The 22,213-nt window shown below is 46.1% G+C and carries 19 protein-coding genes; 6 read left to right on the top strand and 13 right to left on the bottom strand.

Translation table 11 applies throughout. The annotated features are described in order from the left end of the window. Positions 1-44: 44 nt before the first annotated feature. Complete coding sequence (locus IRQ95_RS09515) at positions 45-1,028, bottom strand: 3',5'-cyclic-nucleotide phosphodiesterase (protein ID WP_194436719.1); 984 nt, start codon at positions 1,026-1,028, stop codon at positions 45-47. Positions 1,029-1,365: 337 nt separating this feature from the next. On the opposite strand from IRQ95_RS09515, the gene IRQ95_RS09510 reads away from it, so the two are divergent. Together IRQ95_RS09510 and IRQ95_RS09505 are read left to right on the top strand one after the other, a co-directional pair. Next, entirely contained in the window at positions 1,366-1,659 is a 294-nt protein-coding gene (locus tag IRQ95_RS09510) for a PTS sugar transporter subunit IIB (protein ID WP_114764849.1), read from the top strand. A gap of 32 nt (positions 1,660-1,691) precedes the next feature. Next, on the top strand, positions 1,692-3,089 hold the full coding sequence (locus IRQ95_RS09505) for a glycoside hydrolase family 1 protein (protein ID WP_194436718.1): 1,398 nt from the start codon (positions 1,692-1,694) through the stop codon (positions 3,087-3,089). A gap of 78 nt (positions 3,090-3,167) precedes the next feature. Here the strand turns inward: IRQ95_RS09505 and IRQ95_RS09500 are convergent, their stop codons facing one another. From IRQ95_RS09500 to IRQ95_RS09475, 6 genes are read right to left on the bottom strand one after another with little or no spacing between them, the layout of a single operon-like run. Continuing rightward, positions 3,168-4,334: a tetratricopeptide repeat protein gene (locus IRQ95_RS09500; protein ID WP_194436717.1), complete on the bottom strand. Its 1,167-nt coding sequence runs from the start codon at positions 4,332-4,334 to the stop codon at positions 3,168-3,170. Then, positions 4,318-4,986 carry an energy transducer TonB gene (locus IRQ95_RS09495; protein ID WP_194436716.1) on the bottom strand — a complete coding sequence of 223 codons (669 nt, stop codon included), beginning with the start codon at positions 4,984-4,986 and terminating at the stop codon, positions 4,318-4,320. The genes IRQ95_RS09500 and IRQ95_RS09495 overlap by 17 nt, the downstream gene beginning before the upstream one ends. Further along, complete coding sequence (locus IRQ95_RS09490; RefSeq protein WP_194436715.1) at positions 4,961-5,362, bottom strand: ExbD/TolR family protein; 402 nt, start codon at positions 5,360-5,362, stop codon at positions 4,961-4,963. Before IRQ95_RS09490 ends, IRQ95_RS09495 begins: the two co-directional genes overlap by 26 nt. Further along, positions 5,346-5,864, bottom strand: coding sequence for a MotA/TolQ/ExbB proton channel family protein (locus tag IRQ95_RS09485; protein WP_194436714.1), 519 nt, complete (start codon positions 5,862-5,864; stop codon positions 5,346-5,348). Before IRQ95_RS09485 ends, IRQ95_RS09490 begins: the two co-directional genes overlap by 17 nt. Further along, positions 5,865-7,154, bottom strand: coding sequence for a MotA/TolQ/ExbB proton channel family protein (locus tag IRQ95_RS09480; RefSeq protein ID WP_194436713.1), 1,290 nt, complete (start codon positions 7,152-7,154; stop codon positions 5,865-5,867). Continuing rightward, positions 7,154-7,936 carry a DUF3450 domain-containing protein gene (locus tag IRQ95_RS09475; protein WP_194436712.1) on the bottom strand — a complete coding sequence of 261 codons (783 nt, stop codon included), beginning with the start codon at positions 7,934-7,936 and terminating at the stop codon, positions 7,154-7,156. The genes IRQ95_RS09480 and IRQ95_RS09475 overlap by 1 nt, the downstream gene beginning before the upstream one ends. A gap of 226 nt (positions 7,937-8,162) precedes the next feature. On the opposite strand from IRQ95_RS09475, the gene IRQ95_RS09470 reads away from it, so the two are divergent. The 3 genes from IRQ95_RS09470 to IRQ95_RS09460 all read left to right on the top strand — a co-directional run bounded on the left by IRQ95_RS09470 (position 8,163) and on the right by IRQ95_RS09460 (position 15,219). Continuing rightward, a complete protein-coding gene (locus IRQ95_RS09470; protein WP_194436711.1) occupies positions 8,163-10,637 on the top strand; it encodes a TonB-dependent receptor plug domain-containing protein in 2,475 nt (824 codons plus the stop codon). A gap of 63 nt (positions 10,638-10,700) precedes the next feature. Further along, entirely contained in the window at positions 10,701-12,383 is a 1,683-nt protein-coding gene (locus IRQ95_RS09465; RefSeq protein ID WP_194436710.1) for an ABC transporter ATP-binding protein/permease, read from the top strand. Positions 12,384-12,387: 4 nt separating this feature from the next. Further along, positions 12,388-15,219, top strand: coding sequence for a M16 family metallopeptidase (locus IRQ95_RS09460; protein WP_194436709.1), 2,832 nt, complete (start codon positions 12,388-12,390; stop codon positions 15,217-15,219). A gap of 79 nt (positions 15,220-15,298) precedes the next feature. Here IRQ95_RS09460 and IRQ95_RS09455 read toward each other — a convergent pair whose 3' ends face one another. The 4 genes from IRQ95_RS09455 to IRQ95_RS09440 form a co-directional block, all read right to left on the bottom strand. Further along, entirely contained in the window at positions 15,299-16,285 is a 987-nt protein-coding gene (locus IRQ95_RS09455; RefSeq protein WP_075650234.1) for a cytochrome-c peroxidase, read from the bottom strand. 361 nt (positions 16,286-16,646) lie between these two features. Further along, positions 16,647-17,186, bottom strand: a complete 540-nt coding sequence (locus IRQ95_RS09450) for a GNAT family N-acetyltransferase (RefSeq protein WP_194436708.1) — start codon at positions 17,184-17,186, stop codon at positions 16,647-16,649. Between the two features lie 25 nt (positions 17,187-17,211). Further along, positions 17,212-18,375 carry a MerR family transcriptional regulator gene (locus IRQ95_RS09445; protein ID WP_194436707.1) on the bottom strand — a complete coding sequence of 388 codons (1,164 nt, stop codon included), beginning with the start codon at positions 18,373-18,375 and terminating at the stop codon, positions 17,212-17,214. Positions 18,376-18,530: 155 nt separating this feature from the next. Beyond that, positions 18,531-19,550 carry a zinc-binding alcohol dehydrogenase family protein gene (locus IRQ95_RS09440; protein ID WP_194436706.1) on the bottom strand — a complete coding sequence of 340 codons (1,020 nt, stop codon included), beginning with the start codon at positions 19,548-19,550 and terminating at the stop codon, positions 18,531-18,533. A 137-nt stretch (positions 19,551-19,687) separates the two neighbouring features. Here IRQ95_RS09440 and IRQ95_RS09435 point away from each other — a divergent pair, with 137 nt between their 5' ends. Next, complete coding sequence (locus IRQ95_RS09435) at positions 19,688-20,596, top strand: GntR family transcriptional regulator (RefSeq protein WP_194436705.1); 909 nt, start codon at positions 19,688-19,690, stop codon at positions 20,594-20,596. A 30-nt stretch (positions 20,597-20,626) separates the two neighbouring features. Here the strand turns inward: IRQ95_RS09435 and IRQ95_RS09430 are convergent, their stop codons facing one another. Both IRQ95_RS09430 and IRQ95_RS09425 read right to left on the bottom strand, forming a co-directional pair. Further along, positions 20,627-21,256 carry a bifunctional 4-hydroxy-2-oxoglutarate aldolase/2-dehydro-3-deoxy-phosphogluconate aldolase gene (locus IRQ95_RS09430; protein ID WP_194436704.1) on the bottom strand — a complete coding sequence of 210 codons (630 nt, stop codon included), beginning with the start codon at positions 21,254-21,256 and terminating at the stop codon, positions 20,627-20,629. Then, the gene (locus IRQ95_RS09425) at positions 21,253-22,212 is read right to left on the bottom strand and encodes a sugar kinase (RefSeq protein ID WP_194436703.1); all 960 of its coding nucleotides are present in this window, start codon (positions 22,210-22,212) and stop codon (positions 21,253-21,255) included. The genes IRQ95_RS09430 and IRQ95_RS09425 overlap by 4 nt, the downstream gene beginning before the upstream one ends. Between the last annotated feature and the right edge of the window lies 1 nt (position 22,213).

Genomic DNA, 22,213 nt, shown 5'->3' with positions numbered 1-22,213 from the left:
CGTAAAATCACGAGGCTAATGAAGATCAAACGAAGTCGATGAGGTTAAAAACTTAACGCATCACCTTGGGCTGGGAAGTGGAAGTTCACACCAAGCTCATTGCCCTGTTCCAATTCACGTTGAATGACCACTTGTGGGTCCTCGCCTTTCTTCAAGCTGTATTTGATATGGCTAATCACCACATCTAGATCTTCTAGGCTACCTTTGCCTGCAAGTGTCTCAAGTGCAGTCAGCTCTTTTAACAACCAATTTGGTGTTAGATGACCAAACAGCATTTTATCTGGCGTTTTATTGGTAAAGGAGACTTCAATCACAATACCTTTTAGCTGCCCCTCTTTCACAAACGGCGCTAGCGTTTGCCACACTTTGCTCAACGCATCGCTTTTCTCGACCGCGTCAGGTCCCGTATCACCAAAGTAAACAAATAGGTCGCCGTCACTATCTTTCAGTGCAAATGCCGTAGATTGACCACCAGAGTGCGCTAATGGCATCGCCATCACTTGCATGCTGGTGCCTTTTACTGGTTGCCATTGGTATTGTGGCAAATCTGTGTAGGTGTATTTACTTAGCTTGAAACCATTACCTTCGTTACCGAAGTTTGGCCATGCTGACCAGTTAAAATAGTTATTCATCAACGCTTCATTGGTGGCAGACAAACCATAGATTGGTTTATTGCTGTCATCTGGAGAACTGATAATCATACCCGCGACGTGGTCAAGGTGAGCGTGGCTGATCAAGTAGCCTTTCACCTTCTCTTTTAACAGGTAGCCAACTTTGGTTAAGTTAGACTCTTGCGGCACTTTCACATCATCAAACGCGCCTTTTTGCTCAGAAACAATCAAACCGTTAACCACTGAACCGGCATCAAGCAGTACATAGTTGTCATCTTGCTCACTTTTGAGCATAAATGCGGTCAAGTTGCCGTCTTGAATGCCACCTTTACTACCTAAAGTCACCGCTTCAAAACTGGCGGCATTAACGCCAAAAGACAAACAACCAATCAATAGCGCTAGTTTCGTTTTTAACATATCTATCCTTATTACGGCTTAGTGCCACTTAGTCATGCTCAAGTTATCTTGAGATGTTTCAAGCAAACGATATCGTCATTGTATTACAGATAGTTAGTTGCAAACTGCCGACTTCGACTCAAACATTTTATCGACATCATTAACCGAGCCAATCCATTCTCAGTTGCATATTCCGTCGTCGAGCCTCGTCTTTACTGAGCTCAGACGATGCTGATAAGTTAACCAACCAGTCGCGAAATTCTCATCCTAGTTCACTTTCTGACACATTCCCTCTACCTCTAATCTAGAGAATCCGCATAATCAACTTTCAGCTGTATAGATAATGAGAGATAGAAACGTGCTTACTTTTCTGCGCCGTTTTTTTGCTTTACTCACGCGTGTTAACCCTGACCTTGATCAAGAGGTTGATACCATCATTAGCGCATTGGGGGGACTCCATAACATTTTGGATTGTGGAGCATGTGCTACTCGATTGAGACTCGAACTTAAAGAGCTTTCATTGTTAGATGAAAAAGCGCTTAAGCAAGCGGGAGCCATTGGTGTGGTTCGTATCGACCAACACCATGTTCAAATTATCTACGGCTTGAAGGCAAACAGCTATGCTCAATGTATCGAACTAAGACGTAGCTAATTTATTCGCTTGCGAACAATCGGGAATTCCCAATGACAAATACAACATTTCCAAATGATTTTTTATGGGGCGGCGCTATTGCTGCTAACCAAGTAGAAGGGTCTCACACACTAGATGGCAAAGGTCTATCGACTTCTGACATGCTGCCTAACGGCATCTTAAGCCCGCATCAAACTCGTGAAGAACGCACCCCGGGCATCAAAGATCTCGCCATCGATTTCTACAATCGCTACCCAGAAGACATCGCACTATTTAAAGAGATGGGCTTTACCTGTCTGCGCCTTTCTATCGCGTGGACACGTATCTATCCAAATGGTGACGAGCTAGAGCCAAACCAAGCAGGTCTAGAGTACTACGACAAGATTTTTGCGGAATTAGCAGCACACAACATCACACCATTTGTAACACTGTCACATTACGAGATGCCTTATGCGTTAGTCGAGAACTACAATGGCTGGGGCAGCCGTAAACTGATAGAGTTCTTCACTCGTTATGCGCGTACCGTGTTTGAACGTTATAAAGACAGCGTAAAACTGTGGCTGACGTTTAATGAAATCAACATGTCACTACACGCGCCTTTCACTGGTGTTGGTTTACAAGAAGAAGCGTCAGAACAAGAGATCTTCCAAGCGATTCACCACCAACTAGTGGCAAGTGCGCAAACAGTTCAGCTATGCCATGAAATCATTCCTGACGCCAAAATCGGTAACATGCTACTTGGTGCTATCGCTTACCCACACACCTGTAACCCTGATGATGTCATCGCCACCATGCACGAAAATAACCAATGGCTATTCTTTGGTGATGTACAAACTCGTGGACGCTACCCAGGTTACATGCTGCGCTACTTCCGTGATAACGGCATCACAATTGAAATGGAAGATGGCGATCTAGAAACATTAGCCGCAGCGAGTGTCGACTTTATCTCTTTCAGCTACTACGCATCAGGCTGTGCTAGCGCGAAAGAGCAAGAAAAAGAAGTCGGTAACATCGTGGCTGGCGTACCAAACCCATACCTTGAGAAGAGCCAATGGGGCTGGTTGATTGACCCGAAAGGTCTGCGCATTCTGCTTAACTTCCTATACGATCGCTACCAAAAGCCACTCTTTATTGTTGAAAACGGTTTAGGCGCGCGCGACGAAATTACGGCTGAGGGCGAAATCATCGATGATTACCGCATCTCTTACTTAAACGATCACCTTGTTCAAGCACGCGAAGCAATTGAAGATGGTGTTGAGCTGATGGGTTACACCACATGGGGACCTATCGACCTGGTGGCGAACTCTACCGCTGAAATGAGTAAGCGCTACGGCTTTATCTACGTTGACCGCGACAATGAAGGCAATGGCGATCTCACTCGTCTGCGTAAGAAAAGCTTCTACTGGTACCAAGAAGTGATTAAGACGCAAGGCGCATCACTGAAAGTCTGATCCACGCTTCGATAAGGTCTTCAAATAGGGTTAGCTGCGGCTAACCCTTTTCTATCTCATTCCACGCTTGCTAGGAACTTATTCACTGGTTAGATAATCAATCTGACTCAACCACTGAGTCGCCAGCTCAGCATAATGCGTACCTGCCAAGCGTTCAAACGCGACTCGGGCTTGTTGCCAGCGTTGCAATTCAAACTCACTAATCGCCGCTAACAATAGCCAATAGTGATTACGCTTTTTAGCCACATCAAGCGAAGAGAATAACGTCACAACCTGCTGCCACTGCCCCTGTTGGTAGGCGAGTAAACCTCGGGTAATGTTGGCATCTTTCTGTGTCGATTTCGCCAACCATTTCGCCGCATTTTCTTTATCCCGCGCTAGTAGATAGCTTTGCGTCAGCAACGAGTTATAGATAGCATGGCTAGCTAGATTAGGATGTGCTTCCAACACATTTGCCGCTCGATCAGGAGCATTAAAACGCAACAACATTTGTGCATATAAAACAATGCTACGCTGCGGTAAGTTACCCGCTTTGTAAGCACTGCCTAATGCGTGCAGCGCTTGCTTTTGCTGATCAAGCTTAAGAAATGAGTAAGCGTATTTTTCCCAGTATTCTGGTTTATGGGCATGTGCAGAAACTAGGGACTTCAATACGCGATTAACATTGCGCCAATCTTTCTGCTGCTGATATAACCCTAAAGCGAACAGCTCTCTTTGTTCTGTTTTTTGATGCTTAATCGCACGCTCAATCGCAACAATAGCAGATTGATAAGCTTGCAAATAAAACTGCCCATAAGCCTGCAAAGAGTACATCTCCGCCCAATCTTTTGCCGATGGCGAGACTTGCTGCGACTGACTTAGGTTCAACCACTGTTGCACATGGTTGATTACCGTGTTGTAACTCTGAGTTTGATAATGCAGCTGGGCAGATAACTTGAGTAACTCAGGTTTACGCGTTTCATCTTGATTTAACGCCAGCAAAATCTCTACTGCGTTTGCCGCGCAACTATAACGATTAAGCGCAATACACGCTTGCAACTGCAAATAGGCTGCCATCTGCTTCGACTGATCGTCTGCTGAGGCAACTTGCCTAGTAAACAACTCAATCGCCGCAAGGGTTGCAACCGGATCTTTTTGTAGCTGCATCTGTAAACGTTGATAGGTTTGATAGTGCCTTGTCTCGCCACTTGCCCATGAAAGAGACGAGAACAGACACAATAGGATGAAACTATTTTTCCAATTCATAACGAATAGTGATCCTTTGCCATTGGCTTTCTTCGGGAGCGGCAAAACGCCAACGAATGACCGCACGTTTCGCCGAGCGGGCAAACACGCCTGCTGGAGTTTCTTCAACCACTTTAATGTCTTGTGCTCGACCACTCGCATCAATCAGTAAGTCGAGGGTGACATGCCCTTCAATGCCATTTTGTTTCGCTTTCGCCGGATACTGTGGTGGAATTTGAAAGACTGGTTTTGCATGCGCCATCGCACTCGTCATCACGCTACCGAGCCCATTGCCTTGCGGACTAAACGTCAAGCTCACCATTTGTAAATTGGGTTTACTGGTTTCAAGTGGCACCTTAATGTTGGGAATCGTCACCGATGAATCAAACTCCAAACTGGTGACATTCAATGCCATTGGTGGCGGTGGCATCGAAGCGCTTTGTGGGGCTTGGCTAACCTCAAATAACGGTTCCATCTCCGGCTCAACGCTCTCGGTCTGACGCGCTTGAAACACGGTAGACAAACTCACCGACTTAGTGCGACCCATGTTTTGATTCCCCATCGTCAGCCAATACATCAACCCGACCAGCGCGAGATTAATCAATAGTGCAAATAGCAGTGGTTGATGGTACCAACAGCGCTTTAGACTAGGACTCTGTAGCAACAGCGACATTATTCACCCCAGCAATACGTACCTTATCAATCACTTGAATTAAGCGCCCACTATCGACCGATTTATCAACGTCAATCACAACCGAGACATTGTTCGCTTGGGCGGCTTTCTGCTGCACTCGGCTGGTGAGCATTGCCACTTCCACCGCTTGATTATCAAGCCAAACTTGTCCTTGTTCGTCGACAGCGACAGTTAGCGACACACTGGAGATAGAATCGGTGACTTGGCTATTGGGGCGCTCGACTCGAATTTGATTCTGCTGCTGAAATGAGGCAGATAAGATAAAGAAAATCAGTAAGATAAACACCACATCAATCAATGGCGTCATATCCACATTTGCCTGCTCGGCAGAATCTTCACTATGACGAAAACGCATGTGTGACCTCTAGATGTTTAACCTCAAGTTGACTGCGAAACTCGGCTAAGTAACGGCGCTTGCGCTGATTAAGGTTATGCACAAAATACAAGCCCGACAGTGATGTCACTAAGCCCGATAATGTGGTTAATAAAGCTTGGGAAATACCACCAGAAAGTTGGCGTTGAATATCCAGTTGATCAAGCTGCTGGAAGCTATCGATCATACCGTCTACCGTCCCTAGCAACCCCAATAGCGGAAGTACTTTCACCAAAACCGATACCCAAGCCAGACCTTGATTGAGTTGCTGTTCCGCTTGGCTTAACCAAGTACGGCACACATGCTGATAGTCGTGAGTAGCCAGTTCACTTTGCATCTCTCGCTGCATAACTAAAGACGATTCAAAGCTCATTCGGCAGCAAGATTGATTGCTATAAGCGCGTGCGATCAACCACCACATCAAGGTAGAAAGCGCGATGATCCCCCAAACTAAAGGTCCCGCTGTCTGAATAAAATTGAGCATTTAAGACCTCTTGGCATTCGCTTGCTGGCGTAACACAACCAAGCCAACACTCTGTTGCTCCAGTAACTCGATTAATTGAGTACTTTGTGCCTTTAGTCCGCAATGCAACAACAACAGCGGTACCGCGACAATCAAGCCCATTTCAGTGGTTAGCAATGCTTGAGAGATACCGCCTGATAACAGCTGACTGTCCGCACTGCCATGCTCAGTAATAATCCGAAATGTCTCGATCATGCCGCCAACTGTACCAAGAAGGCCTAAAAGTGGAGGAATACTTGCAAATACAGCCAAGCTACCGACACCTGTCTTAAAGCTTGGTACTTCTTTTAACACCGCTTCGTCAATCACCGATTCAAGCTGTGCGTTTTGGCATTTTTCACTGGCTAACATCACCCGTCCTAGGGCATTGTCATCACTGACCTTCTCAGCACTCATCTGTGCATACATCTGACGTTTGGCTTTACGCAAAGCAAGGCTACGCACCAACGCAATGCCTGCACCTAGCACACCAATCAGCACGATCAGCGCACCCACCACACCAGCTGGAGCCATTCGCTCCAACCAACTCGGGGCATGGGCTTGTTTATCAAGTAGTGCACCAAAGCTAGGGTCAATCGTTGCCTGCTGCTCGGTGACTAAAATCGAAGGTTGCGGGTCCATCACCATCCACGCTTGTTCACCTGGCAAATAATGCAACCACGATAGCTGTTCTAGCTCGGCATAAGCATTGAAAGGACCAAATTGAGTCACCTTTGCATCGCGAGGCTGACCGTTGGCTAACACAATAGACTGCTCACTGCTGATCGCTTTACCGGAAAGAATCGTCTGTTCTAGCAGTGCCATCCAAAGACGTTTGATCTGGGCAATATCGACCGCGTCTTCATCCACAGAGACAAAGTCAGACTGATCAAACTGCCAAAGACCATGCGGCGTCACTCGCTGCAACATCATATCGCCATGCTCGACCACATGAGTAAACACGCTGCTCATTGACTCACGTTGCGCTTGATATTGATCTCTTCTCTGCTTCAAGCTCGCTTGCAGCTGCAAAATGCGATCTTCTAATTCGATGTTAACCGCATTGCTCTCAGCCAGATTTTTTCGCGCGGCAGTGAGCGCGGCTTTTGCTTGAGCAAATTCACCAACAACTTGATTCACTCTCTGCTCTGCTTGGCGTTTTTCCACCAATGAGCCTTGTTTTACTTGTTGTAATACCTTGTCCAACTCTGATGCCGAGACACTAGTTTGCCAGCTCAGTGCTAGCGCCAACATTAGCCATACTGATTTCATTACTTGTTCTCGATATTGATAGCTGGGAGAGTGAGAAGTGAAGGTAATTGCTGTCCGCTAGCCACCTCTGCCGCTTGTTTTAACGCATCAATCCAATCGACAGAAAGAGGTTGCCAACCTTGCTGCCACACCGCGGCTTGCTTTTCATCAGGAGTAAAGTAGTAGAACCCCAAGCGACCAACACGCACGAAGTTAACCAATGCACCATCCACTCTTCCCTGCCAACTTTCCGTGGTATACCCGTAACTCAGTTCAACTTGGTAAGCATCCAGCACGGAAAGGACTTTCTCTCCCTCACTCAAACTGGCATCAACTAACAGGCGCTTCAAATTCGCTACTCGCGCTTGTCGCTCTGGTAATAAAAATGGCGCATCGACTTTTACTAACATTGCTAACGACTCAATCATTTCCTCCAACAGTGGTCCTAGCGTCATTCGCGTCGCTCTTAATTGGGTTTGTTTCGCTTCAATTTCAGCGAGCGCAGCTTCAAGTTGGTCTATTTGTTTATTTAGCAATTGGTTGTACTTATCGGCTAACTGCTGTTCTCTGAGCACTTGTCGATACTGCTCTACGATAGCTAATGTTTGATCATCAAGCGCTTCTACTTTTTTTTGTGCTTGCTGACTCGCTTTTAAACCCACTCGATCTTGATGAAACACTTCATCTATTTTTTCCGCTTTAGAACTCGCAGAAATAAATAAAAAACTCGCAGCAAAACCTAGCAGAACGCTATTCCAAGTTTGCTTTTGACTAATAGAAAACAACCTAAATTTCTCCGACATCGCGCTATTCACTCGCGATCATGCCCTGCTTAAAAAACAAACAGAACTATCGATGCGAGAGCTGAATTCGCCCTAAAAATTGATGTGAAGATTATCATTAAATATTAATGATAACAATTGCTATTTAGATTTGCGTTATGATATTGTGCCGACGAATAGGATATCAGCCTATTTATCATAACAAATACAGAATTTTAAAAACAATTTAACAATACGGACAGAATGAATGAAACCCGCAGCCGCTCTCTTATTTGGGCTATTTTCCGCGTCTAGCGTCTTTGCTAATGACGACACTCCTCAGCAAGAAATTATCGTCAAAGATAAAGTTGAGGCACCATTAACCAGTAAACAAACTCTTAATGCTGAAGATATTAATAAGAGACCGACTGGCGATGGAAATATCACCGACTTATTGAAAACAAATCCAGCGGTTCAATTCTCGAATAGTGGGAATAATAGTCTGAATCAAGGTGAAATTAAGCCATCTGATATTTCGATTCACGGCTCTACCGCTTATCAAAACTCATTCACTTTAGATGGGATGAGCATCAATAATGATATCGATCCTGCCGACAATGGTTTAGGTGTCACTAACTCAAACCTATCCTCCGACGAACAAGGCTTTTATCTGGATAGCCGCTTAATTGAGAGCGTGACGGTTTATGATGCCAACGTACCGGTTGAGTTTGGTGGCTTTACTGGTGGTGTGGTTGAAACCAAAAGCCGCAGTTGGCAAGGTGAGAGCTCAGCCAATGTTTATTATCGACAAACCGACTCTTCTTGGAACAAAACTATCGTCGATGACAAACTGAACTTTGACTCTAGTGGCAACGATATTAGCAACCCTGCCCGTTTCCAGCCGGACTACAAAAAACGCAGCTACGGTGTTTCTGTAGAAACCGGGATCACTGATGATCTCGGCTTTGTCGCTTCTGTCTCTCGTCGAGAATCCTCAATTCCGATGGCAAATGCCGGCGGTCGTAGCGTGGTACTCGAAAACAATAAACTCAGCGGCTTCGAATACCAAGACAGCATCAAAGATCAGACCCGCGTTTCGGACAACATTTTCACTAAATTTACTTGGTACGCAACGCCTCGAACCACAGCAAACCTTAGTGTCGCACTTTCTCAGTACGAGTCTGAACTCTTTATGAATGGTGTTGCTAACTCAGACTACACCGAAGAGCACAATGGTCTTGCTACCACACTGCAAGTCGAACACATGTTAGATGCCGGTGTACTGGACGTATCCCTTGGTTATCAAGCCATGGAAGATGTTCGCGATAGCGAACAAGACTACTTTGTGCAATTAGAGGACTTCTCAGATTGGCAAAACCCCGTAACTTACGCCTCTGGCGGACCGGGCGATCTGCGCACAGAACAAAACAATACCAGCCTTAAAGGCAAAATGACCTTTAACCCTAAACGTCTCGGTGATACTACACATCAATTTGTGGTAGGTGGTGAAACGACCCGTACTACGGCGAAATACATCCGTGATGAGACCTACTTTAGAAATGGTTACCGTGGCACTTGGGATACGATGGAATGGCTCAACTATTCCGATCAAGTCGATGCATTCTTCGCTGGCACCTACACCACCAATTACACTAATAGCGCCATTTTCGCCGAAGATACTATCGAAATTCACAACTTTACCCTGCGTACAGGTTTACGTTTTGAACGTGATGACTTTGTAAAAAACAACAACCTGGCACCACGTGTTACTGCCAGTTGGGATGTGTTAGGTGATGGTGACACGGTATTCACTGCCGGTGCTAACCGTTACTACGGTCGTTCAATGTTGACCTACGCCCTTTATGAAGGTCAAAACGCAGGGCTTAAGCACTGTTACATGATGTGTAACCCAAATAGTGAGCATCAAGATAGCTGGACCACCACGTCAGACTATGAAGGTATGTCTGATCTGAAAACGCCGTACAACGACGAGCTCTCTCTTGGCGTGCAACAAATGTGGCGCAACAGCATTTGGTCCCTAAATTACGTACACCGCTTAGGGAAAGATGAAGTTCGCAGCCGACCGAAATACCCAGGTACCAATGATCCAAATGAAGCACGCATTCGCACCTTCGATAACGGCGGTGAAACAACTCATGACTCGGTTTCTCTAACCGTACGTAACCGTCTGCCGGTTGTGATTGAAAATGTTCGTAACCAACTGAGTGCATCACTTGTGTGGCAACAAACTCAAAGCAACACTCCTAGCGATATGGGTTACGCATTCTTTGATCCAAATACCAACCTTGATTACGACAAAGTGTGGTACGACGGCAAAATCATTAATGCGGCTGACCTACCAAGTACTGACTTTAACTCGCCGCTACGCGCCAATGTTGAGTGGATTGCGGAACTGCCTCAGTACGGCACCACTATCTATAACTTGTGGCAATGGCAACAAGGTCGCGCGCAAGCAACACGCCACGAGAACGACTACGCGGTCGATCCGTCGACAGGTAAACAAGTTCTTAAGTATCAACGTGTCGACTTTGAAGACACTTTCCGTTGGGACGTCAAAGCAGAATGGAAACCAAGTTTTGCCTATGGCGCAGCTATCTCAGCTGAAATCACTAACTTGTTAAACAACGAAAACGCCACCGATTCATTCGTCCATCAAGGCGAAGTCTACCGCGTTTACGAAGCTGGTCGCCAATTCTGGCTCCAAGCAAGTTACGACTACTAATCTTTTTTCTTTAACTTGGGCAGACTATTTCGTCTGCCCTTTGATCGTAAAGCAATAATAATCATGAATTTTCTCTCTCATTACTGGCAGCTAGTAAAACCATTTTGGCTCTCAAAAGAGCGTTTACCGTCGGTAGGCTTACTGTTGGTCATCATTGGCATGACCTTTGGTTCCGTATGGCTTAGCGTCCAATTTAACCAATGGAATGGCGATTTCTACAACGCATTACAACAGCTTGATGGTTCAAGCATCTATCGTTTACTTGGTCAGTTCGCTCTGCTTATTAGTTCACTGATTTTAGTGCAGGTTTACAGCAGCTATTTGCAGAAAAAACTGCTTATTGACTGGCGCACTTGGATGACCAAGCAACTGACTGAGCAGTGGTTATCCGATCAACATCATCATTACCACATCAAGTTGGCACAAACGGAGCCGGACAACCCGGATCAACGTATTGCTGAAGATATCTATCTACTGATCGATCTGTCGCTCGATCTACTGCTGTCATTCTTGCGTTCGGTGCTCACTCTCGGCTCATTTATCACCATCTTGTGGAATCTATCCGGTGAGATGAGTTTTAACTGGGCAGGACAAGAGTGGCATATCCCAGGCTACATGGTGTGGATGTGTATCGCTTATACCCTAGTGGGAACCGCTATTACACATTGGATTGGCAAGCCACTACAAAGACTGAACTTCAATCAACAAAAACGCGAAGCGGATTTTCGTGCCGCATTGATCGAGCGTCGTGAGAACAGCGAAATGATCGGCGCACAAAATGGCGAAGCAATCGAACGCCAAACACTCGGGAATACATTCACCTTTGTCGCGCAAAATTGGTACAAGTTAATGGTAAAAGAGCGCAACTTAGGCTTTTTTACCGTGGGTTACGCGCAAGTATCTAGCCTTGCACCTATCTTTTTTGCCCTTCCGCAATTCCTCTCCGGTGCCATTCAGCTGGGTGGACTAATGCAAATTAAAATGGCGTTTATGCAAGTTTCTGGCTCATTGAGTTGGTTTATCTACTCATATCGTGACTTAGCCAAACTGAGTGCAACGGTAGAGCGTTTAACGGTATTTCAGCAAAAACTGAACGACGTCGCCCTACCACAGAAAGCAAGAAAGCCGATCGCGCCCAATTCGCTCAGTGCGACATTACGCGTACAAATTGATCACGACCACCCACTGCTAACAGTGAACAACCTCATCGTTAAGCAAGGTCAACTTGTGATGCTAAAAGGGCGCTCTGGGTTAGGTAAATCCAGTCTGCTGCGAACATTAAGTGGTTTTTGGACCAACTATATCGGTGAGTATCAACGTGATGAATCGATTTGGATTCCGCAAAAGATCTACCTCTCAACCACCAGCCTCAAAGCCCTGTTGTGTTACCCACAAGAGCAGACGCTGTTTGATGACAACATCTGTACCCAAGCCCTTAATCAAGTTGGGTTAGGCTCGCTGAGCAGTTCCCTAGACGAAGTAGCCCCTTGGGCGAATCAATTGTCGGGAGGTGAGCAGCAACGCCTAATGTTTGCTCGTCTACTTATGAATAAACCACAACTGATCATGCTTGATGAGACTACCTCATCTCTCGATCAGCATGCGGCTAAACAAATGATTACCACCTTAAAACAAGCCTTACCCAACAGCGCCATTCTAATGGTTACCCACCAGCCAGAGCTATGGAGTATGGCGGATTCCTTAATTGATTTAGATAACTCTCAACCTGTTGCACTAGGAGCATAACACTATGATTAAACCGACCTTAATTTCACTCGCCCTTGCAGTGGCTCTTGGTTTAACAGGCTGCCAAACCACGACTATCAACCCACCTAATCTCGCACAGAGCGAACAATATCAGCCGCTGCCGGTACGCGAAGATATCTTCCAATATTGGCTCGATAACGGTATGCAAGTGATCCTACAACCGAGGAAAACTCCGGGCGTAGAAATGCGCCTTGCGGTTCATTCAGGCTCATTGCAGGAAGAAGAGCAACAGCGCGGATTGGCACACTTTGTCGAACATATGGCATTTAAAGGCACAACCAATTTCCCTGATAGTCAAAGCTTTAAAGCTCTTGAAGCCCAAGGCATCAACCTTGGCTCACACGTAAATGCCGTCACCAGTTACGGCAGCACGGTCTATAAACTATCGCTACCAAACTCGGCTCGCCAGACGACTGATTTGGGTTTACGCATCCTCTCTGATTGGGCTAGTGAAATCAGTTTTGACCCACAAGCTTTCGATCGCGAACGTGAAGTAATTGTCGAAGAATGGCGTCTGCGCCAAGGTGTCGGCTCTCGCATTAATGACCAACTTGAGGCGCTACGCTACGAAGGTAGCCGCCTTGCCGAGCGTAACGCGATTGGTACTATCGACGTGATCCGTACTGCGCCTGTTGAAGAAGCCATTGCGTATTACCAAAAGTGGTATCAACCACAGCGTATGACGCTGGTTATCAGTGGCTCCTTTGATAATGCAGCAGTAAGAAGCCAAATCGAAGCCTTGTTCGCCAGCAAAGCAAAAGGCAGCACGCCAAGCGACCCTATCGCATGGCAGCAATTTGAATCGCAACCTGAGCTGCAAGTAGCAACGGTATTTGACCCAGAAAACAGCCGCCGTTTTATGCAGTTGTTATTGCAAAATGATATCGATACGCCGCTGAACACGGTCGAAGGTCAATGGCAGGAGACGCTCGATTCGTTGTGGCTTGCCATTCTTAATCAGCGACTGGCTATTTTGGTTGCCAATGGCAAGTTAAAAGCCGCAATGGTCGCGCCGCAGAGCCATCTGCTCAGTACTGAACGAGTTCAGTATTTGGTCATCGCTCACCCATTTAAACACGGTTATGACGACGCTTTCCAACAGCTCGCCACCGAGTTGCAACGCCTCGCGAGCCAACCTGTCAGTGAGACTGAACTGGCGTTTGCGAAACAGCAAATGCTAAATAAAGTCGCGCAACAAGCGAAGCATCGTGCTGGTTACTCCAACCAATACCTCGCCGACCAATTGGTGCAAGCCGATAACTATCAACTGCCAATGATGGATAAAGAGCAGCAATTACAGTTAACAGAAGCTTTTTTGGACTCTTTGACTGCGCACGACATTCAGCAACATGTGGCGAAGGTATTAAACAACACCTCACCAAAACTGGCGCTAATCGGTCCTGATAGTGACCAAGCCAAAGTCGATATCCGTCAATTACCACAGCAGTGGCAAACCATTCGTGCAAGCCAACCTGAGCCGTTTAATCTGACCAAACCGGAAATCGACTTGAAGGTGACACCGCAAGCCGCAGGTGACATTGTGGCTAAAAACTCACAGGTCAACTTTGGTGAAACGCCAGTTTATGAGTACCAACTAAGCAATGGTATGAAAGTAGTGGTAGTAAGTAAGTCCGATCTTAAAGGTGGCACGCAAATCAATCTGCGCATTCCAGGAGGTCGCTCACTTGAAGCAGCCAATCAACTGGGCATCGTAGACTGGGCAGGGAAACTCGCAGAGCAATGCGGTTACGGTGACTATACGCCTCACCAACTGACTCAATGGAGTAAGCAGCATCAAGTAAGCGTGGCACCTTACAGCGAGTTGCTATTCCATGGTTTCAGCGTTTCTAGTGAAACCGACCAATTGGACGATGCACTGGCGTTGCTTCACTTGAAACTGACTCAAGCCAATAGCTGTGAGGATAAACTCGCCGACATGAAACAATCGACGCTGCAAAACCTATCAAAAGTGCCTGCCGAACGTATTTTTATGGATCAAATCAGCCTACAAGCGTTCGATAATGGTCAGCGTTTAGTGGCAACCGTAGACGGTGATTGGAATCAGTTTACTGCTGAGGAACTGACACAATGGCGTGAAAAACTGTATGGCGACCCAGCACAGATGATCACCACCATCGTCACCAATGCAAAGCCAGAAGCAATTGAGCCAAGTATCAAACGTTGGTTGGCATCTCTAGCAGCGAATCCGCAGCCAGAGCTCAAACCAATTGATCGAGGCATCGAGCCAAAATCTGTCACCGAAGAGTATACCTACGCGATTGGTAGCAGTAATAAAGCCATGGTACAGATCCAATACAGCGCGGAGCATCCGTGGTCTTTACAGCAGCAAATGCAATTGCAACTACTCGAGCAGATCACCAATAACCGCCTGCGCGAAACGGTACGAGTCAAAGCGTCCGGTGTGTACGTGATTAACATGTCACAAATGCTTGCCCGTGACCCAGCCCCGTACTATCTGGCACGCCTCAACTTTACCACTGCCCCTAACCGAGCCCATGAGCTGGCAAAACTTGCCAGCAGTGTCGTTGAAGATATTCAGCACAATGGCATCACTCAGGCAGAGTTAGATCAGGCGAAAAAAGCTTGGGCAGTTAACCAAGCCCAACAAGAGGAATACACGGACTACTGGCTCGCCGCTTTCAGCCAAGATAGCTTCTCAGCGCAGCCTTATCAAGCGGTCACGCACAGTGTCACTATGATCAATAACGCCACGGTGGAGAGTGTTAACCAGTTAGCCAAGCAGCTAATGGACCAAAATCAGAAAACGTTCTATTTGCTGCCAAAAGCTAAATAAAATAAATTTTCCGCACACAAAAAAGGAGCTCAATTGAGCTCCTTTCACTAACGATCTTTGAGTCATTAGCTAGGTTAAATTAGATGTTTGGACGTACCGTTTCGTTACTTGAAGGCGGTAAGTGCGGTAATGTCACTTGTGGTAAGTCGCCAGTCAGTGAACGTAGGAATTCAGCAATTTTCACCGCTTCTTGCTCATTAACACCCATACCCAGTTGAATATCCGCCATCAACATAATCGCCTCTTCCAAATCCCACACAGAACCATCGTGGAAGTAGGGATAGGTCAATTCGATATTGCGCAGCGTCGGGACTTTAAAGACAAACTTATCAAAGTCGTTACCCGTGATCGCTTTACGCCCAATATCTGGGTTATCCGTTGCAAATGGTTTAACTAACCCCATCTTTTGGTACATCTGCCCACCCGCCAATGGACCAGCGTGACACGTCGTACAGCCTTTGGCTTTAAACAGATCGTAGCCTTCTTTTTGCACTTGCGTCAGCGCCATATCATCGCCTTTTAACCACTGGTCAAACGGTGCGTTTGGTGTACGCAAAGTCTTCTCAAAAATCGCGATGGCGTCTGTGACTTCTTCAATCGTGATTTCATTCACGCCATAGGCTTGTTTAAACATCTCGCGATATTGGGGAATTGACTGCAACGTCTCAATCGCCAACTCATGAGTAAGCGCCATTTCTAATGGGTTAGCAATAGGACCTGCTGCTTGCTCTTTAAGATCTTTGGCTCGACCATTCCAAAACTGGACGAAGTTAAGATCCGAGTTAAACACGGTTGGTGAGTTAATTGGCCCGATTGCCCACTTATGCCCAATCGACGTTGGCAAGTTATCAACACCGCCACGCGCTAAGTTATGGCAGGAGTTACAAGAGATAGTATTGGATGCCGATAAACGTGGCTCAAACCATAAGGTTTTGCCCAGCTCGACTTTTTGTGCATCTAAGCCCGTAATGGGTTCGATGACTTTGATTGGCTCTTGATCTTGTCGCTCAGCATAAGCACCAAACGATAAAACCGACATTACACAGACTGCTAAGATTGTTTTCATTGAGACTTCCTCTCTCAGAGATCTAACAAACCTCACTAAGGTGGCGTTTTTCTTACTGAAACGCTCTGGAAATCAAAATAGAGCAATCGTTTAAACGGATAAAATGTAAAAAATCGATGAAGATTATGGCAATAATCGATGTTAAAACCGCTCAATCTTTAAACACCTTGTTGTATCTAGCTTACAAATGTATCAGTTACTTTTTGTTTACAATTTTATCGATTTTCTTACCGCACACTTCCTTGATTTACATCAATTTGCAATTTAGCGAAATATCAAAAATTAAGGCGAGAGTTTCCCCTCGCCTTGTAATATTAATCAGCCGTAAGCGCAGCTCAATCAGAGCCGCACTCTACGCCATTTACCAGTATTTTTGTTCGTTGAGAGCTGGCGCACATAACGTTTCGCTATCAATCGCGACTAAGTCGCTGCCATCAAGCTTCTGACCTAGCCAGCCGTGCGGGTAGCTAAGCACCAATGGCGCTTTCACTTGTTCTTCCGTGATCTGAGCAAAACCTACTTTAGAGTAGAAGCTAGGGTCACCATAAGTGACGACTAGCTCGACACCTTGAGCTTTTAGTGTCTCTAAACCAAACGTAATCAGCTTCTGACCAATACCTTTGCCTTGAGCTGACGTTGCCACTGCAGCTGGTGAAAGTAAGTAAGCATTGGTGCTATTGGACTTGAAGTGGAACTTGGTGAAAATCACACAGCCCACTAGCGTGTCGTTCTCGCTTGCGCCGACAATTACCATCTCATCACTATTGGTGGTCACCACAAGTTGATTAGCAAGTTCTCCAATCACCGCACCTTCGTCCACGCCTTCTGAGTCACTGAACGTTGCTTGGAATAAGTCTTTAATTTCGTCTTGTTGAGTTAAATCTAAAATCGAGTAATTCATTGTTTTGTCTCTATGCGAAAGCGGCTTAGGCTTTCGTTAAAATAAATATTTGATAGTCAAATTGGTCATTGCGCTGCGAGTACGCATGCAACTCACGTTCAATATCTTTAATCGCTTGTGAGTCTGGCATCTCCGCTTTCAATGCTGTGACTTGGTTGGCAAGTGGTTGGTAGTAACCGTCCCACGCCTCGTCACTAATTGCAAAGCTATCAACCATTTTATAGCCAGCGGCTTTAGCTTGCGCGATACGCGTTTCAGCATTGGTCATGTCTGGGTATTCACTCCCCCAGAAAGCTTGGCTAACCTCACTCGGCTCATCGGTCGCCCATACCAAATCACTGAGCACTAAAACCCCACCATCTTTGAGTAAAGGTCTCCACTGCTTAAAGGCGTTGTTCACCCCCATGATGTAGGCGCTACCCTCAGACCAAATTAGATCGAATGACTGCTCGGCATAAGGCAAATCCGTCATGCTGGCACATTCAAACTTAACTTTGTCCGCGTCTGCGGCAAATTGAGTTTGCAAGGCGCTAATCGCCTCTTGATCGTTATCTATCGCAGTAATGTGTGCATCGGAATGCTGCGCCAACAACTTAGTTGCAATCCCCAAACCACAACCAATTTCCAACACAGTGCTAAAGCTTGCTGGCACTTTGGCTAATGCTTTTAAGGTATCGGCTTCTGAGCCTGGACCGCGTCTTTCCAGTGGGTCGAAAATGCGATAAAAGTCAGCCATATAGGCTTCATGTGTGTTCATATCTTTGGATAACCATCGTAAGCGCTGCGCATCTGTTTCACTAAACCCCTGCTTGATTAGCCAATCTATGTGAGCATCTGGCGCAACTTTATCTAACATCTCGTGCCAATCAGTCAGCGGCTTTTCACCGAGTAACGCCGCCAACAAATCGCGAGACTGCTGCTTTTGCGCAATCTCTTGATCGAGCTGATTGAGCCTTTCAAGTAATAACTGACGTTCCACTTTTGCTTCAAGGCAGGCTTTGCACTCTTTGAGTGTCAGCCCCCCACTTTGCAGTTGTTGAATTAGGCGCAAACGCTGCAAATCCATCTCACTGTATGTGCGATAGCCATTGCTCATCCGCTTACCTTGAATCAACCCCAACTTTTCGTAGTAAAGCAGTGTTGTGCGAGATAAGCCGACGAACTCACCGAGTTCAGAAATTCGATACATCAGATAAAGCCTTAAAAACTAGGTTTATGTTTAGGTTTGTGCTTGTCAGTATAGGTGCATCCTAAACTGTAGAGCAGTAGACAGGTCAATCAATATTTAAAAAAAGCCCCAGAAAAATATTCTGGGGCAATAAAACGCGATGGCTTGCTGCAATGCTAGTTAAATTCTATCAAGCCTTTTAGTAGCTCTTTATTATTCACTACGGCTTCTTCATAGTCATGACCAAGGGTGTCAAAATCAAAAGTATGGGTGAGCATCATGCTGGCACTCAATAAACCTTTTTCCATCAATTGTTGGACTTTACTAAAATCTTCCATCGTCGCGTTACGGCTACCCATCAATGTCGTCTCTTTCTTATGGAAATCAGGATCGCTTATCTCCAAATTGCCTTTAAACAGACCAACAAACACTATCTTTCCGCCATGACGAATGTGGTTCACCGCGCCGTTCATCGCATGAGGGTTTCCAGTAGCATCAATCACGGTTTGAGCAAGTGAGCCGTTAAAGGCTTGTGTCAATGCTTGATGAAAGTCTTCATCCAGAGGATTAAGCGTTGGGAGACCTAGCTCTTGTTCTGCATGCAATCGACGTTCAGCTTGCGTATCGGCAACAATCACATTTGCCCCATCCGCTTTGGCAATCGCAGCTGCCCCTAAGCCTATGGGCCCAGCACCGACCACCAGTACTGCCTCATCTTCTTTAATATCAGCACGACGCACAGAGTGAGCACTGATAGCAAATGGCTCAATCAATGCCGCTGTCGCACTGTCCACGCCATTTACTTTTAGTACATTGGTTTGTGGGACGGATAAATACTCACAAAAGCCACCATCTTGATGTACGCCAATCACAGAGATGTTTTCGCAGCAGTTGGTTTTGCCACTTTTACAAGACGCACATTCAAAACACGCCACGTACGGAATCAACGCCACTTTGTCGCCAACCACAAAACCTTGGTCAACATCACTACCAAGCTCGCACACCGTACCACAGAGCTCGTGACCTAGAATGCGTGGGTAGCTAAAGAAGGGTTGATTACCCGTGTATGCATGAATATCCGTTCCACAAATCCCAACCGCATTCACTTTTATTAGTAACTCGTCTGCTCTCGCAGCTGGCTTCTCTTGCTCAACGTAACTTAATTGATACGGCTTTTCACAAATCAATGACTTCATCTGTTTATCTCTCGAAGTTGGAAACTTTCCTCAATTGTATTGCCGCTGTTTTTTATTTAATTAAATCCCAAGATAGTTGAGCTGCGCATCAATTTTTGCTGTTTTTTAATGGTATTTTATATATCTGGAGGAACCCTATGGCGAGAAATAAGAACCTACGTGAAACGACAACCAATCAGCTTCTAGATGCGATAAAACTTGGTCATGTTGAATCACCATTACCATCACAATCAGCACTATCCGAGCTATTCAGTGTCAGCCGCACTACCATGCGCCATGTGATGAATGACTTACTTGAAAAGGGTGTGTTGCAGCAACAAGGTGAGACTTGGCAAGTCAGCCGATCGCCAACCGAAAATGATGGTTACGTCACCCCATTATCAGAAAACGATATTCAAAGCGCAGAGTTTGAGAGCTTCTTTAACGATGCGATTAAAAACAAACACATCAAACCGGGGCAGGAATTTACCGAGCTGGAGCTGTCCAAGCAATCAAAATGCTCCACCACCGTGGTACGTGAACACCTGATCCGCTTCTCTCGATTTAGTTTAATTGAGAATATTAACCGCGGTCGTTGGCGTATGGTGCGTTTTGAGAAAAGCTATGCCGCCAGTCTGTTTGAACTACGCGAAATGCTCGAGTGTCATGCGCTCAACCGCTTTATGAACCTGCCACGCAGTGACGAACGCTGGCAACAAGCGCAATACCTGCTACATGAACACCGTGCTTTACGCGATGCTATGGTGAATGACTATCAGCAGTTTTCTGAGCTTGATCATCGCTTTCACCGCCTGATTTTATCAGCGTCTAACAACCCATTTATGGATCAGTTCTACGACATTATTTCGGTGATCTTCCACTTCCATTATCAGTGGGACAATAGTGATTTACGTAAACGTAACATGGTCGCGATTGAAGAGCACATGGCCGTGCTGAGTAATATCATAAGTGGCGATGATATTGGCGCGATGGGCGAATTACGCCATCACCTCCAAACCGCAAAACGCACCATGGAAAATAGCCTTATAATGGAAAAGCCAGCGTAATGCTGGCTCTAATTCAAAGCAGGAATTGGACTATTGATTGACTAACTCAACGGCTTCTCGCGTTAGCTCGCCAATCTTCTCCCACTCGCCATTGTTAATTAAGGCTTTGTCTACCATCCAAGAGCTGCCACAACAAATCACGCGAGGAATTGCCAGATAATCGCGAATGTTGCTTAGATTAATCCCTCCTGTTGGCATGAGCTGCACATGACCATAAGGCGCGAGGAGAGATTTAACCATCGCAATCCCACCCGAGGCTTCAGCAGGGAAAAACTTCAACGTGGTCAGTCCCATCTCTAATGCCGCTTCCAGAGTCGTTGGGTTATTAATCCCCGGCACAATGGGAATGTATAATTCCTGACACGCTCGAACTGTATTGGGATTGAAGCCTGGGCTGACAATAAAGCTTGCGCCAGCCTCTTTCGCCGCCATCACCTGCTCGCGATTAAGGACCGTCCCAGCGCCGATGACCATATCGGGTTGAGCTTGCTTAAGCAGGCGAATCGCTTCAACCGCTGCGTCTGAACGAAAAGTAATTTCCGCCACTGGCAAACCGTTTTCAGCCAGTACTTTGCCAAGCGGCAAAATGTCTTCGGCCTTATCAACCGCGATCACTGGAATCACTTTAAATTCAGCTAGTTGTGCAATAATTTTGCTCATTTTAATTCCTTAATTTGTGCTTTAATTGGCGTCGTGACATCCAAATCGATAATCGCGCCTGAATGCTGAATAACATGACTCGCTAGAAGGTTGCCCGCCTGACAACAAGCCGACAACGGCTTACCACTCACGTATTGCGCGAGAAATGCGCCATTAAATGAGTCGCCCGCCGAGGTCGTATCAACCACTTGTTCAACCGAATTCGCAGGGATCGATTGTGGCTCGGATTGCGTTTGAAAATCTTGGCTTAAACAGCCTTGTGCGCCTAATTTGACGACAACTTTATTCACCCCTAGTTGTTTAAGACGAAGCAACGTATCGTCTGGGGTTCCGTCTTGCCAAACCATCGCTTCATCATCGAAAGTCACCAATGCAATATCAGTAATCGCCAAGAGCTGCTGATAAGCATGACGAGCTAAGTCCGCATCCTGCCACAGCGCTGGGCGGTGATTACTATCAAAAACGATTTCTACGCCGTTCGCTTTATACACCGCTAGCAAAGTCAGCAATATTTTTCGATCTTGTTCAGGGAGAATCGCAAGGCTAATCCCACTCAGAAAAATAAGCTTAACGTCAGCCATTTGTGCGGCGATACGGTTCCAACCTGAGTGCTGAAACATATGTTTCGCCGCAGATTGGCTACGCCAATATTGAAAGCTACGCTCACCTTCATTATCAACATGGATCATATACAACCCTGTCGAATGCACATTGTCTCGTAACACCCAGTCAGTATTGATTCTCTCGTCTTGCCAACGTTCAATCATTCCATCGCTAAGCGCGTCATCACCTAACGCCGAGACGTAGCACGTTTGAACTTGCTCATCACTCATACGCGCAAGATAAATTGCGGCATTGAGCGTATCGCCACCAAAACTCTGCTTCATCACGCCAAATGGTGTTCCGCTCAACTCAATCATGCACTCACCAATAATGGCGATTTTATTGCTTTTCATG

The sequence above is a fragment of the Vibrio fluminensis genome, assembly GCF_015278125.1.
In the GTDB taxonomy this organism is placed as follows: domain Bacteria; phylum Pseudomonadota; class Gammaproteobacteria; order Enterobacterales; family Vibrionaceae; genus Vibrio; species Vibrio fluminensis.
The sequence above is the reverse complement of the archived record's forward strand: the minus strand, read 5'-3'. Positions and strand labels throughout refer to the sequence as shown.

Bases quoted from the DNA above. Each gene is read 5' to 3' on its own strand.
- IRQ95_RS09515 (WP_194436719.1), bottom strand. From the start codon at position 1,028: ATGTTAAAAACGAAACTAGCGCTATTGATTGGTTGTTTGTCTTTTGGC.
- IRQ95_RS09505 (WP_194436718.1), top strand. From the start codon at position 1,692: ATGACAAATACAACATTTCCAAATGATTTTTTATGGGGCGGCGCTATT.
- IRQ95_RS09500 (WP_194436717.1), bottom strand. From the start codon at position 4,334: ATGAATTGGAAAAATAGTTTCATCCTATTGTGTCTGTTCTCGTCTCTT.
- IRQ95_RS09495 (WP_194436716.1), bottom strand. From the start codon at position 4,986: ATGTCGCTGTTGCTACAGAGTCCTAGTCTAAAGCGCTGTTGGTACCAT.
- IRQ95_RS09490 (WP_194436715.1), bottom strand. From the start codon at position 5,362: ATGCGTTTTCGTCATAGTGAAGATTCTGCCGAGCAGGCAAATGTGGAT.
- IRQ95_RS09485 (WP_194436714.1), bottom strand. From the start codon at position 5,864: ATGCTCAATTTTATTCAGACAGCGGGACCTTTAGTTTGGGGGATCATC.
- IRQ95_RS09480 (WP_194436713.1), bottom strand. From the start codon at position 7,154: ATGAAATCAGTATGGCTAATGTTGGCGCTAGCACTGAGCTGGCAAACT.
- IRQ95_RS09475 (WP_194436712.1), bottom strand. From the start codon at position 7,936: ATGTCGGAGAAATTTAGGTTGTTTTCTATTAGTCAAAAGCAAACTTGG.
- IRQ95_RS09470 (WP_194436711.1), top strand. From the start codon at position 8,163: ATGAAACCCGCAGCCGCTCTCTTATTTGGGCTATTTTCCGCGTCTAGC.
- IRQ95_RS09465 (WP_194436710.1), top strand. From the start codon at position 10,701: ATGAATTTTCTCTCTCATTACTGGCAGCTAGTAAAACCATTTTGGCTC.
- IRQ95_RS09460 (WP_194436709.1), top strand. From the start codon at position 12,388: ATGATTAAACCGACCTTAATTTCACTCGCCCTTGCAGTGGCTCTTGGT.
- IRQ95_RS09455 (WP_075650234.1), bottom strand. From the start codon at position 16,285: ATGAAAACAATCTTAGCAGTCTGTGTAATGTCGGTTTTATCGTTTGGT.
- IRQ95_RS09450 (WP_194436708.1), bottom strand. From the start codon at position 17,186: ATGAATTACTCGATTTTAGATTTAACTCAACAAGACGAAATTAAAGAC.
- IRQ95_RS09445 (WP_194436707.1), bottom strand. From the start codon at position 18,375: ATGTATCGAATTTCTGAACTCGGTGAGTTCGTCGGCTTATCTCGCACA.
- IRQ95_RS09440 (WP_194436706.1), bottom strand. From the start codon at position 19,550: ATGAAGTCATTGATTTGTGAAAAGCCGTATCAATTAAGTTACGTTGAG.
- IRQ95_RS09435 (WP_194436705.1), top strand. From the start codon at position 19,688: ATGGCGAGAAATAAGAACCTACGTGAAACGACAACCAATCAGCTTCTA.
- IRQ95_RS09430 (WP_194436704.1), bottom strand. From the start codon at position 21,256: ATGAGCAAAATTATTGCACAACTAGCTGAATTTAAAGTGATTCCAGTG.
- IRQ95_RS09425 (WP_194436703.1), bottom strand. From the start codon at position 22,212: ATGAAAAGCAATAAAATCGCCATTATTGGTGAGTGCATGATTGAGTTG.